A 12428-nucleotide genomic window follows, 5' to 3' on the forward strand; every position below is an offset into this window, starting at 1 on the left:
CAAAGGTGTAAGGAGAAAGCTCATGTTCCTCGGGATGTCCGATCGTGTGAAACCGCTCGTCGAGCAAGTCCGCGCCATGATCCGTGACGAGGTCGTGCCGCTGGAACATGAATATGAGGCCGAGATCGGCAAGGCCGGCGACCGCTTCGCCATGACCAAGCGCCAGATCGACATCCTCGAAGGGCTGAAGGCCAAGGCCAAGGCCAAGAACATGTGGAACTTCTGGCTGACCGGCTCCGAACAGGGTTACGGCTTGACCACCGTCGAATATGCTTATCTCGCCGAAGAAATGGGCCGCTCGCACCTGGCCGCCGAGACCTTCAACTGCTCGGCGCCCGACACCGGCAACATGGAGGTGATCGAGCGTTACGGCACCCAGGCGCAGAAGGACAGGTGGCTGAAGCCATTGCTCGCCGGCGAGATCCGCTCGGCCTATCTGATGACCGAGCCGTCGGTCGCCTCGTCCGATGCCACCAATGTCTCGCTTTCGGCTGTCCTCGACGGCGACGAATGGGTGATGAATGGTGAGAAGTGGTGGGCTTCCGGTGCCGGTGATCCGCGCTGCAAGATCTACATCACCATGTGCGTCACCGATCCCGACGCCGACAAGCACAAGCGCCATTCGCAGATCTTCGTGCCGGCCGGCACCAAGGGCATCACCGTGCTCCGGCCGATGCAGGTGTTCGGCAACGACGACGCGCCGCACGGCCACATGCATATCCGCTTCGAGAATGTCCGGGTGCCCAAGGACAACCTGATCCTCGGCCGCGGCCGCGGTTTCGAGGTGGCCCAGGGGCGGCTCGGACCGGGCCGCATCCATCACTGCATGCGCGCCATCGGCCAGGCCGAGCGCGCGCTCGAACTCATGTGCCGGCGCGCCGCGACGCGTGAGGCCTTCGGCAAGAAGCTGATGGATCTCGGCGCCAATTTCGACATCATCGCGGAATGCCGCATGGAGATCGAGATGGCCCGGCTGCTGTGCCTCAAGGCCGCCTGGATGATGGACAACGTCTCCAAGGTGGAAGCCGCGCACTGGATCTCGCAGATCAAGGTGGTGGCGCCACGCATGGCGCTCAAGGTGGTCGACGAATCCATGCAGATGCATGGCGGCGCCGGGGTCAGCCAGGACACGCCGCTGGCCAAGATGTGGACGGGCCTGCGGACGCTCCGCTTCGCCGACGGTCCGGACGCGGTGCATCGCCGGCAGGTCGCCCGCACCGAGCTGAAGCGTTACGTCAACCGGGGGCCTGAGCCTTGACCGCACCGGTCATGACCATCGACGAGCCATCACTGGCGGCTTATCTCGAGGCGCATTGGCCGGGCTTCAAGGGCCCGGTCACGGCCGAGAAATTCGCCGGCGGCCAGTCGAACCCGACCTTTCTCCTGACCCATGCGGGTGGCAAGGCGGTGCTGCGCAAGAAGCCGCCGGGTCAGCTGTTGAAATCGGCCCATGCGATCGACCGCGAATATCGGGTGATGAAGGCACTCGGTCCAACCGATGTGCCCGTGCCGGACATGTATGTGCTGTGCGAGGACGACCAGGTCATCGGCACCTCCTTCTTCGTCATGCAATATGTCGAGGGCCGGGTGATCTGGGACCCGGCCATGCCGGATGCGACGCCGGCCGATCGCGCCGGCGTCTATGACGCGATGAACGCGGCGCTGGCCGCGCTGCATCTCGTCGACGTCGCCAAGGTCGGCCTGTCGGATTTTGGTAAGCCGGGTAACTATTTTGCCCGCCAGCTCGCCCGCTGGACCGAAAACTACCGGGCCTCCGAGACCGAGGCGATCCCCGACATGAACAGGCTGATCGCCTGGCTCGAACAGGCTCTGCCGGCCGATGACGGCCGGGTCAGCCTGGTCCATGGCGACTACCGCATCGACAACATGCTGTTCGCCCATGACGCGCCGCGGCTGCTCGCCATTGTCGATTGGGAATTGTCGACGGTCGGCCATCCCTTCGCCGACCTGGCCTATCAGTGCATGCAATGGCGCCTGCCCAATGTCGGCAGCTTCCGCGGCCTTGATGGCGTCGACCGGATGACCTCCGGCATCCCGACCGAGGCCGACTATGTCGCGCTCTATGGCCGGCGGACCGGCATCGGCGAGATCCCCGACTGGTCGTTCCACCTCGCCTTCGCCTTCTTCCGTCTCGGCGCCATCCTGCAGGGCGTGCTCAAGCGCGCGCTGTCGGGCAATGCCTCGAACCCCGAGCGAGCGATGAAAGCGCGGAAGAACGTGCCGGTCCTCGCCCGCATGGCGCTGGATGTGATCGAAAGGCAAGCATGATGACCGAGGCCAGACGTTTCCAGGGCAAGGTGGTCCTGATCACCGGCGCGGCCAGCGGCTTCGGCCGCCGCGCGGCTGAAAGATTTGCCGGCGAAGGAGCCAATCTCGTGCTGGGCGACATCCAGGATCACGCCCTGGAAGTGACCGCCGAGATGGCACGCAAGGCCGGCGCCAAGGTGGTGACGCGGGTGACCAATGTCACCAGCGCGGCGGCGGTCGAGGCACTGGTGCGCGCGGCGGTCGAAACCTTCGGCCGGCTCGACATCGCGCTGAACAATGCCGGCATCGCCCATGGCTCGGTGAAGATCCAGGACACCGACGACGCGCTGATGCGCAAGATGCTCGATGTCAATGTCATGGGCGTGTTTCATGGCCTGAAAGCCCAGATCCCGGTGATGGAAAAGCAGGGCTCCGGCGTCATCTTGAACACGGCTTCCGTCGCCGGCATTACCGGCGCGCCTTTGCTCGGGGCCTATGCGGCGGCCAAGCACGCGGTGATCGGCCTGACCAAGACGGCGGCGGCCGAGACCGCGCGCAAGGGCGTGCGCGTCAATGCCATCTGTCCGGCCTTTGCCGAGACCCCGATGCTCACCGACGCCCTGATCCACAAGGACGCGTCGAAGGAAGAGGCCTTGGCGCGCCTGGTTCAGGCCGTGCCGATGCGGCGGCCGGGAACGGCGGACGAAATCGTCCAGGCCATGCTGTGGATCTGCTCGCCGGAAAACTCCTTCATGACCGGCCATGCGCTGGTCCTCGACGGCGGCCTGACCGCGCTCTGAGCGGCAATCCCGTCCGAACGCGGCATGCGCGCGCGGCGTGACGCGCGCCGGCCGATCCGGCATGCCTCAGGCCGCGCGTCTTGGCGCCGCCGGGGCGGGCGGCGCGGCGCGGTCGTCCGCGGCGGGCTGGTGGTCGTTCCTGGCCATGCGCATCGCCAGCACGATGAACGCCAGCGCCGTGGCCTCACACAGAGCGGCCGCGACACCGAGCATCGGCAGCGAGCCGTAGCTGATCACCAGCGAGCCGAGTGCCGCGCCGAGCGCGATGCCGAGATAGAGCGCCGAAGCGTTCAGCGACAGCGTGACCATGGCCGCCTGCGGCGCGAGGCCAACGAGGCGCGCCGACTGGGCGGGATAGCCGCCCCAGCCGATGGCGCCCCAGAGCGCGATCAGGACGAAAAAGATCGCCGCCGCGACCGGACCGGCCGGAACCGTCAGAGCGATGATCGATGTCACCAGAAAAATCGCCAGCAGGCCGGCCACCGCCAACCCGACGGTGCGCATCGGACCGAAACGGTCGGAGATCCGGCCGCCAATGCCGTTGCCGATCGCCGCGCCGACGCCGAAGATCACCAGCGCCACGCTGAGAACCGCACCTGTGATGCCGGCATGCGCCGCCAGGAACGGAGCGATATAGGTGTAGATGGTCATGGCGCCGGTGATCCACATCAGCGTCGAGGCGAGCGCCAGCAGCACCCGCGGCTGACGTGCCACCGCCAGTCGCTCCGCCAGTGTGCTGGAGCCGAGCGGCAGCTCCCGGGGCAGGCCGAAAGCGAGGCCGATGATGCCGAGGACGGCGAGCCCGCCGACCATGACGAAGGCGAGCCGCCAGTTGCCGAGCGCCGCCACCAGGGTGCCCAGGGGCACGCCGAGCGCGGTGGCGAGCGTCAGGCCCCCGGTGACGACCGCGATGGCGCGTCCGCGCCGTTCCGGGCCGACGAGGCTGATCGCGACCGCGTTCGCCGTCGGCATGAAGACACCGGCCGAGATGCCGATAGCGATCCGGGCGGCCATCAGCACCGGCAGGCTCGAGGTGGCGGCCGCCGCCAGATTGCCGACGGCGAAAACGGCGAGAGCTGCAAGCAGCAGCCTTTTGCGGGCGACCTCGGCGAGCAGCGAGGACAGGATCGGTGAACTGATCGCATAGGCGGCGGCGAAGGCGGTGACCAGATGTCCGCTTCGTTCGACCGTCGTGCCGAGATCGGTCGAGATGGCCGGCAGGATGCCTGCGATCATGAAACCTTCGGTGCCGATCGCGAAGGCGCCGAGAGCAAGCCAGACGAGCTGGGACATATCGTCATCATTAATTCAATAATTATTGAAATTACGAAGATCGGAGCCAATGTCAACTGAATTTCAATGATCATTGAAGATTGCAGGCGAGCCGCTCCGTCGCTACATCTGGCGGATGATCAAGACCGTGCCTCACCCCGATATCGACGCGATCGATGCCGCAACGGTGTTTGCGGCGCTGAGCGAGCCGACGCGCCTGGCGATCTGCCTGAGCCTTGCCGACAACGAGGAACTGGAGGCGCGTTGCGGCAGCTTCCAGGAACTCGGCACGCCGTCGAACCTGACCTATCACTTCACCCGGCTGCGCGATGCCGGCATTACCCGCGTCAGGCTGCAGGGCACTTCGCGCTTCATCCGCCTGCGCCGCGACGATCTCGACCGGCGCTTTCCGGGCCTGCTCGATGCCGTCCTGGATGCCGCCCGGCGCAGCCGGTCGTCGCTGCCCGCCATCGACATGGACTGTGACTAGGGGCGAATGGCGAGTAGCGAGTGGCGCCTGCGCTCAAGACACAGGGCCTGCGCATTTCCGTCACTGAGGCGAGGGGTGATTCACGGCGCTGCCGACATCATCCCCACGCGCCACCCGCCACTCGCGATCTCCCTAATTCTGCCATCAGCCCCGCGCAAAGCCGGCTGGCGAAGTGGCACCGCTTTTTTGTATTCCTGCCGGCCTCGACACAATCTCGCACACCTTTCGCTGGCCGGGCCTCCGCGCCGGCCATGCAGGCGTTTCCCATCATGTCAGCGTCCAATCCCCAGGATCCGAGCCGTCATGCCGGCCTGAGCTTCGTGCAATTTGTCGGGCTCATGGCCGCGCTGATGGCGACCAATGCGCTCGCCATCGATGCCATGCTGCCGGCGCTGCCGGAGATTGGCGACGCCCTCGGCATCGCCTCGCCGAATGGGCGGCAATGGATCATCACCTCCTATCTGCTCGGTTTCGGCGCGGCGCAGATCGTCTATGGCACGCTCGCCGACCGGTTCGGCCGCCGGATCGTGCTGCTCACCGGGCTGGGCATCTATGTCGCGGCAAGCCTGATGGCGACATTCGCCGACACCTTCGACACCATGATGATCGCGCGCGTGCTGCAGGGCGTCGGCGCCGCCGGCACGCGTGTTCTCGCGGTCTCAATCGTCCGTGACTGCTATTCCGGGCGTCAGATGGCGCGGGTCATGTCACTGACCTTCATCGTCTTCCTGACCGTGCCGATCCTGGCCCCGTCGATTGGCCAGGTCATTGTCCTGTTCGGCATCTGGCGCTGGATTTTCGCCGTCCTCGCGCTGTTCGGCATCGCCGTCCTGGCCTGGGCGGCCTGGCGCCTGCCGGAGACCTTGCATCCCGAAGACCGGGTGATGATCGCGCTCGGGCCGATCGCCCATGCCTTTGCCCAGACTGTCACCAACCGTCTCGCGGTCGGCTACATGCTGGCCATGACCTTCATCCTGGGCGGCCTGTTCGGCTTCATCAACACCGCCCAGCAGCTGTTCGTCGATGTCTTCAAGGCGCCGCAGCTGTTCACGCTGATCTTCGCGCTCATCGCGGCCTTCATGGGGCTCGCGTCCTTTCTCAATTCGCGCATCGTCGAACGTCTCGGCATGCGCCGCGTGTCGCACGCCGCGCTGCTCGCCTTCATCGCGATCACCGTGATCCATGCGACAATCGCGATGACGATCACCGAGACGCTCTGGATCTTCGCCGTGATGCAAGCCTGCACGATGTTCTGCTTCGGTCTGGTCGCGTCCAATTTCGGCGCCATGGCGATGGATCCGCTCGGCCATGTGGCCGGCACGGCCTCCTCGGTTCAGGGCTTCGTCACAACCGTCGGCGGTGCGCTTCTCGGCTTCTTCATCGGCCAGCATTTCGACGGCACGTCGGTCCCCAACACGCTCGGATTTGCCGTCTGCGGCGTCATCGGGCTGGCCATGGTGCTGATCGCCGAACGCGGCCGCCTGTTCCAGCCGCACCAGGCACCGGTGGTCGAGGCGACGCGCTAGTTCATCGTCCGCCTGGCATTCGGGCTGTCGAGCGAGAAGGCCGGGATCTCGGCCTGAAAACTCTCTTCCCGGTCGGTCACCATGACATAGTGGCCGACCATGATGCCGGTCGGCGTGTTGAGCGGGCAGCCCGACGTATATTCAAAGGCCCCGCCCGGCTCGAGCACCGGCTGCTCGCCGACCACGCCCGAGCCGCGGACCTCCTGGACCTGGCCGGTCTCGTCGGTGATGTGCCAATAGCGCGTGCGCAACTGCACGCGGTCCGCCGACAGGTTGAGGATCTCTATTCGGTAGGCCCAGAAATAGCGGCTATCCTCCGGCGACGACCGTTCGGGCAGGTACTGGGGCGTGACCGTGATCTGGATGCCACGCGTGAGCGCGCGATACATGGGAGCCCTCGACGGCTGTGCGGGGGGCCTTGGCCCCAACCCGGTTTTCTCACATGGGCTGTCGCCCGCGTGAGAGGACCGGGCGGGGCCAAGTGTGCGGAGCGAGGCCGCGCTGTCAACGGCCATGGACGCCGGCACGATCGATCGCCGGTTGCGCCGCCTGACCGATCCTGCCCTTGACGCCGCCGCCGCGGTGCTGGTTCGCCTGGGCGTCGGCGCCGACCAGGTGACGTTTGCCGGTCTTGTCCTCGGCCTTGCCGCTCGGCGCCGCGGCGGACAAGTCGTTGCACTATCTCCGGGGCCTGGCCGAGGGCGCCGAGACCATCGTGGTCTTTGTCGCCATGGCCCTGTTGCTCTCGATGTTCCCGCTCCGGGCCTGGGGGTTCGCGGCGATTTGCCTCATCTCAGGCGCGGCCCGGATTGCCTTTTGGTTATCTCGCCGCGCGCGGTCAGGGCTCGAGCGGCGGGAATTGATGCTGCCCGTCCGGCCCGAGCAGCAGCGGCTTGGTCCATCTGACCGCGGTCATGGCAAGTTCGGCATAAAGATGGGGGAACAGGGCGCCGCCGCGCGACGCCTCCCATTTCAGCGCCGGTCCGAGTGCGCCCGCGTCGATGGCGGCGAGCACCAGGTCGTCCTGCCCGGCAAAGTGTTTGGCCGCGGTCTCGGCAACCTGCCCGGCGGTGGAGAAATGGATATAGCCGTCCGCCAGGTCGACCGGCGCGCCGGCGAAGCGGCCGGCTGCGCGGGCTTCGTCCCAGGCAGCGCGCTGCGCGATCTTGTAGATGGTCATGGTCATCGTGCGGAGCTCCGGCGACAGGGATCGACGCTGCTCCTGGCGTGCTTCTGCGACGAGGGCAAGGGCAAAGACCAGGAGTTTGGCGCATGGCGAATCTGATCTCGCTCCATTGACGACCCCCAGGTGAACAGTCCTATTGACGGACGGTCTTCCTTTTGGGTGATGATGATCGCATCGGCGTTCGGCCGGGCGAGCGAGCGGGAGAAGCAGATGTTCTCGCATGCCGATATCTGGGCTGCGATCGACAAACTTGCCGAGAGCCATGGTCTCAGCCCATCGGGCCTGGCCAAGCGTGCCGGTCTCGACGCGACCACCTTCAACAGGTCGAAACGGGTGATGAACGACGGCCGCGAGCGCTGGCCATCGACCGAATCGATCGCCAAGGTGCTGAATGCGACCAATACCGTTTTCGGCGACTTCGTCAGTCTTGTCGGCCGCTCGACGATGCGCACCAGGGTGCTGCCGATCCTCGGCCTTGCCCAGGCCGGCGCCGGCGGCTTTTTCGACGCCAACGGCTTTCCCGCCGGCCAGGGCTGGGACGAGGTCAGCTTTCCCGAGATCGGCGAAGAGGTGGTCTTTGCCCTGGAAATCCAGGGCGATTCGATGTTGCCGGCCTATCGCGACGGCGACCGCATCGTGGTCTCGCCCTCGGCGGCCGTCCGGCGCGGCGACCGGGTCGTGGTGCAGACCCGCGACGGCGAGATCATGGCCAAGGAACTGAAGCGCCAGACCAACAAGACGATCGAGCTCGCGTCGCTGAACACCGACCACCCCGACCGCGTTTTCGCGGTCGCCGATATCGCCTGGATGGCCCGCATCATGTGGGTCAGCCAGTAGGCCGGATGGCTCAGCCTTTGACGAATTCGCCGGCCAGCGCCTTGGCGATCAGCGCGCGCGTCTCGGTTATGCCGTAGAGCACGGCGAACGAGCCGAAGCGCGGGCCGCGCTCCTGGCCGAGCAGCACCTTGTAGATGGTCGCGAACCATTCCGACGACACGCCGGGCTTTTCCGGCGTCGCGCCCTTGGCCTTGAGGTCCTGGTAACGCGGGATGGCCCGGCCGACATCATAGGCCGTTGCCTGGACATCCTCCGGGCTGACGTCGACCGGCAGTGCGGCGAGCGCGGCCGACAGGGCCTGCAGCGCCCCGCGTTCGACCGCGTCGGCCTCCTTGTAGACCTTGGTTGGCTTCACGAAGTCGTGGAAATAGCGCACGGCATAACCAGCGAGCTCGTCGAGCTTCGGGTTCTTCTCGGGGCTCGCATCCGGCGCATAGCGGCGGATGAAGCCCCACAGCACCTGCGGCTCGTGGGCGTTCGACACCGAAACCAGGTTCATCAGCATGGAGAACGAGATCGGCACGTCGACCCTGGGCGGATTGCCGGAGTGGATGTGCCAGGCCGGGTTCAACAGGCGCGTCTTGTCGTCCTGCGCCGGGTATTTCTCGACAAAGGTCAGATAGTCGTCGGCATTGCGCGGAATGACGTCGAAGAACAGCCGCTTGGCGCTCTTCGGCTGCTGATACATGAACAGCGACAGGCTCTCCGGCGAGGCATAGGCGAGCCAATCCTCGATGGTCAGGCCATTGCCCTTGGACTTGGAGATCTTCTGGCCGTTCTCGTCGAGGAACAGTTCGTAGTTGAAGCCCTCCGGCGGCGTGCCGCCGAGCGCCCGGCAGATCTTGCTCGACTGCGTGACGGAATCGATCAGGTCCTTGCCGGCCATTTCATAATCGATGCCGAGCGCGGTCCAGCGCATGGCCCAGTCGGGCTTCCATTGCAGCTTGGCATGGCCGCCGGTGACCGGCGTCTCATAGCGGGTGCCCGAAACGGGATCGCGCCAGACGATCGTGCCCTTGCCGACATGGCGCTCCTCGATCGGCACCTGCATGACCACGCCGGATTCCGGATGGATCGGCAGGAACGGCGAATAGGTGGCGCGGCGCTCCTCGCCGAGCGTCGGCAGCATGATCGCCTGGATCGCGTCGAAGCGCTCGAGCGCGACCAGCAAGGTCTGGTCGAAAGCGCCGGAGCGGTACATCTGCGTCGACGAGACGAATTCGTAATCGAAGCCGAACTGGTCGAGGAAGCCCATCAGGCGGGCATTGTTGTGCTCGCCGAACGAGGCATGGGTGCCGAAGGGATCGGGCACCGCGGTCAGCGACCGGCCGAGATGCTGGGTCAGGAGCTCCTTGTTCGGCACATTGTCCGGCACCTTGCGCAGGCCGTCGAGATCGTCGGAAAAGGCGATCAGCCGGGTCGGGACCTTGTCTTCGGTCAGGACGCGGAAAGCCGTGCGCACCATGGTCGTGCGCGCCACTTCGCCGAAGGTGCCGATATGCGGCAGGCCCGAGGGGCCGTAACCGGTCTCGAACACCACCGGGCCGACCTTCGGCGTCCTGGCGAGCCGGGCGACCAGCTTTTTCGCTTCCTCGAACGGCCAGGCGGTCGAGACCTTGGCGGCCTCCAACAAGGCGGGCGTGAGCGTCAGCGCGGCGGCGGGCATGGGCAGGTTTCCGGACAGGTCGGGCGGGATCAGGGTGCGATGCAATAGGGCCAAGCAGACCGGGGCGTCAATGAAAGCGAGCCCTTGACCGATTTCAATCCTTGGTCAGGCGGATCACAAATTGGCGTTTCCAAAGCGTCGCGACCGCCGGGATAGTTCGTCGAACCGTCGCTTTCGACAGGAAGGTTTTCCGATGCCGGCTTACACGATGTACCAGGTGGACGCCTTTGCCTCGCGCATTTTCGCCGGCAACCCGGCCGCCGTGCTGGTCCTCGACGACTGGCTGGCGGTCGAGACGATGCAGGCGATCGCCGAGGAGAACAACCTTGCCGAGACGGCCTTCGCGCGGCCAAGCGGCAAGGGCTGGGACCTGCGCTGGTTCACGCCGACGACGGAGGTGAATTTTTGCGGCCACGCGACGCTCGCGACCGCCCATGTGCTGGCGACCGAGCTGAACATCCCGGGCGATTTCGCCTTTGCCACCAGGGTCGGCGAATTGCGCGTGGCGCGCCAGGACGGCGCCTATGTGATGGACCTGCCCTGCCTGCCGCCCGAGCCGATCGGCGACGAGCCGACGGCACTCACCGCGATCTTCGGCGACCGGCGGCGGGCGACCTTTCGCAATTTCGAGAACCTGTTCGTCGAGCTTGAGGACGAGGCGGCCCTGCGCGCTTTCGTGCCGGATCTGATGACGATCGCGACGCTGGTTCCGCCCGGACTGGTGATCACGGCCAAGGCGGAAACGCATGATTTCGTGTCGCGTTATTTCGTGCCGGCCGAAGGCATTCCCGAAGATCCGGTGACCGGTTCGATCCACGCGACGCTGGTGCCCTATTGGGCCGGCAAGCTTGGAAAGACCCGGCTTTCAGCCCTGCAATGCTCGAAACGCGGCGGCCATCTCCTGTGCGAGCTGGCCGGCGACCGCGTGCTGCTGACCGGCCAGGCGGTGACCTTCATGACCGCCACGATCCATTTGCCGGACTGACGACAAGGCTGGCCCTGACGGGAACGACATTTCGGCGCGCACCGAAGCATCGGCCGCGCCAAACCGGCACTGTCGGGCATCGTCATCGGGGGATTTCACATGACCGCTCAGGCCGTTCAGGCTCCATTTTTCGGTTGGCGCGTGGTCGGCGGCGCCTTCGTCCTGGCGGTCTTCGGCTGGGGTCTCGGCTTCTATGGGCCGCCGGTCTTCCTGCATGCCGTGCGCGAGGCCCGCGGCTGGCCGCTGACCCTGGTCTCGGTCGCCGTCACCACCCATTTCCTGGTTGGCGCGGTGGTGGTCGCCAACCTGCCGGCGCTCTATCGGCGCTTTGGCGTGCCGTCGGTGACCAAGGCCGGCGCACTCGCCCTGGGACTTGGCGTCTTCGGCTGGGCGGTCGCGGCCGAGCCTTGGCAGTTGATGGCCGCGACCGTGCTGAGCGGCGGCGGCTGGGTGGCGATGGGCGCTGCCGCCGTCAACGCCATCGTCTCGCCCTGGTTCGTGCGCTCGCGGCCGGCCGCGCTGTCCATGGCCTATAACGGCGCGAGCATTGGCGGCGTGCTGTTTTCGCCGCTCTGGGTCATGGCCATTTCCAGCCTCGGCTTTCCGACCGCCGCCGCGTTGATCGGCCTGGTCACGGTGGTGGTCATGTGGGTTCTGGCCGATGTGGTGTTCCGTCATACGCCCGAGAGCCTGGGGGTCGAACCGGACGGCGACACCGCCGGCGCAAGGCCTGCCTCGGCCGTCGCGGCGCAAGCCCGGCCGCTGCCCGGCTCGGCGCTCTGGCGCGACCTCGGCTTCATCACGCTGGCGGCCGGCATGGCGCTCGGCCTGTTCGCCCAGATTGGCCTGATCGCCCATCTGTTCTCGCTGCTGGTGCCGGCGCTCGGCGCCCAATATGCCGGCCTTGCCATGGGTTTTGCCACCATTTGCGCCATTGCCGGCCGCACGCTGGTCGGCTGGCTGATGCCCGCCGATGCCGACCGCCGGCTGGTCGGCTGCCTCGCCTATGCCGTGCAGATCGTCGGTTCCGTCGTGTTCATCCTGGCGGCGGGTGAGAATGTCGCCCTGCTGCTCCTCGGCGTTGCCCTGTTCGGCTCCGGCATCGGCAATGCCACCTCGCTGCCGCCGCTCATCGCCCAGGTCGAGTTCACCCGCGAGGACGTGCCACGGGTGGTCGCGCTGATCGTCGCCATCGCCCAGGCGAGCTATGCCTTCGCGCCGGCGGCCTTCGGCCTGATCCGCGACCTGACCCAGACGACGCCGGGTGCCGCGCCGCTGTTCTTCGCAGCGGCCGCCGTCGTGCAGGGGCTGGCGATCGCAACCTTCTTGATCGGCCGCAGGCGTCAGCCCATGTGATTCAGCCCGTGTGATCCGGGCTGGCCCGGAGCAAGATTTTCC

At 66.4% G+C, this 12428-nt stretch carries 13 protein-coding genes; 8 read left to right on the forward strand and 5 right to left on the reverse strand.

What is annotated here, in order from left to right:
• The first annotated feature begins 22 nt into the window (after nt 1–22).
• Genes E8M01_RS15405 through E8M01_RS15415 form a run of 3 tightly spaced genes read left to right on the forward strand, consistent with a single transcriptional unit; the run spans nt 23 to nt 3068 of the window.
• Nucleotides 23–1258 (forward strand): acyl-CoA dehydrogenase family protein, encoded by a 1236-nt coding sequence (locus E8M01_RS15405; RefSeq protein WP_136960920.1) that lies wholly within the window; start codon nt 23–25, stop codon nt 1256–1258.
• A complete protein-coding gene (locus tag E8M01_RS15410) occupies nt 1255–2289 on the forward strand; it encodes a phosphotransferase family protein (protein WP_246088746.1) in 1035 nt (344 codons plus the stop codon). Before E8M01_RS15405 ends, E8M01_RS15410 begins: the two co-directional genes overlap by 4 nt.
• The gene (locus E8M01_RS15415; protein ID WP_215908894.1) at nt 2289–3068 is read left to right on the forward strand and encodes an SDR family NAD(P)-dependent oxidoreductase; all 780 of its coding nucleotides are present in this window, start codon (nt 2289–2291) and stop codon (nt 3066–3068) included. The genes E8M01_RS15410 and E8M01_RS15415 overlap by 1 nt, the downstream gene beginning before the upstream one ends.
• A 66-nt stretch (nt 3069–3134) precedes the next feature.
• On the opposite strand, the gene E8M01_RS15420 is transcribed toward E8M01_RS15415, so the two are convergent.
• Nucleotides 3135–4361, reverse strand: coding sequence for an MFS transporter (locus tag E8M01_RS15420; RefSeq protein WP_136960922.1), 1227 nt, complete (start codon nt 4359–4361; stop codon nt 3135–3137).
• Between the two features lie 127 nt (nt 4362–4488).
• Here E8M01_RS15420 and E8M01_RS15425 point away from each other — a divergent pair, with 127 nt between their 5' ends.
• Nucleotides 4489–4830: an ArsR/SmtB family transcription factor gene (locus E8M01_RS15425; protein WP_246088747.1), complete on the forward strand. Its 342-nt coding sequence runs from the start codon at nt 4489–4491 to the stop codon at nt 4828–4830.
• Between the two features lie 20 nt (nt 4831–4850).
• Nucleotides 4851–6356, forward strand: coding sequence for a multidrug effflux MFS transporter (locus E8M01_RS15430; RefSeq protein WP_342778708.1), 1506 nt, complete (start codon nt 4851–4853; stop codon nt 6354–6356).
• Here E8M01_RS15430 and apaG read toward each other — a convergent pair.
• From apaG to E8M01_RS15445, 3 genes are all read right to left on the reverse strand, one after another.
• Nucleotides 6353–6745, reverse strand: coding sequence for a Co2+/Mg2+ efflux protein ApaG (gene apaG / locus E8M01_RS15435; protein ID WP_136960923.1), 393 nt, complete (start codon nt 6743–6745; stop codon nt 6353–6355). The genes E8M01_RS15430 and apaG overlap by 4 nt on opposite strands.
• Nucleotides 6746–6860: 115 nt before the next feature.
• Complete coding sequence (locus E8M01_RS35060; protein ID WP_170181910.1) at nt 6861–7025, reverse strand: hypothetical protein; 165 nt, start codon at nt 7023–7025, stop codon at nt 6861–6863.
• Between the two features lie 169 nt (nt 7026–7194).
• On the reverse strand, nt 7195–7542 hold the full coding sequence (locus E8M01_RS15445) for a DUF952 domain-containing protein (protein ID WP_136960924.1): 348 nt from the start codon (nt 7540–7542) through the stop codon (nt 7195–7197).
• A gap of 210 nt (nt 7543–7752) precedes the next feature.
• Between E8M01_RS15445 and E8M01_RS15450 the strand changes: the two genes are divergently transcribed.
• Nucleotides 7753–8379 (forward strand): S24 family peptidase, encoded by a 627-nt coding sequence (locus tag E8M01_RS15450; protein WP_136960925.1) that lies wholly within the window; start codon nt 7753–7755, stop codon nt 8377–8379.
• A 10-nt stretch (nt 8380–8389) separates the two neighbouring features.
• On the opposite strand, the gene E8M01_RS15455 is transcribed toward E8M01_RS15450, so the two are convergent.
• The gene (locus E8M01_RS15455) at nt 8390–10045 is read right to left on the reverse strand and encodes a lysine--tRNA ligase (protein WP_136960926.1); all 1656 of its coding nucleotides are present in this window, start codon (nt 10043–10045) and stop codon (nt 8390–8392) included.
• A 193-nt stretch (nt 10046–10238) separates the two neighbouring features.
• On the opposite strand from E8M01_RS15455, the gene E8M01_RS15460 reads away from it, so the two are divergent.
• Both E8M01_RS15460 and E8M01_RS15465 read left to right on the forward strand, forming a co-directional pair.
• The gene (locus E8M01_RS15460; protein WP_246088748.1) at nt 10239–11030 is read left to right on the forward strand and encodes a PhzF family phenazine biosynthesis protein; all 792 of its coding nucleotides are present in this window, start codon (nt 10239–10241) and stop codon (nt 11028–11030) included.
• Between the two features lie 99 nt (nt 11031–11129).
• Nucleotides 11130–12386 (forward strand): MFS transporter, encoded by a 1257-nt coding sequence (locus E8M01_RS15465; protein WP_136960927.1) that lies wholly within the window; start codon nt 11130–11132, stop codon nt 12384–12386.
• Nucleotides 12387–12428: the final 42 nt, after the last annotated feature.

The sequence above is a fragment of the Phreatobacter stygius genome (assembly GCF_005144885.1).
In the GTDB taxonomy this organism is placed as follows: domain Bacteria; phylum Pseudomonadota; class Alphaproteobacteria; order Rhizobiales; family Phreatobacteraceae; genus Phreatobacter; species Phreatobacter stygius.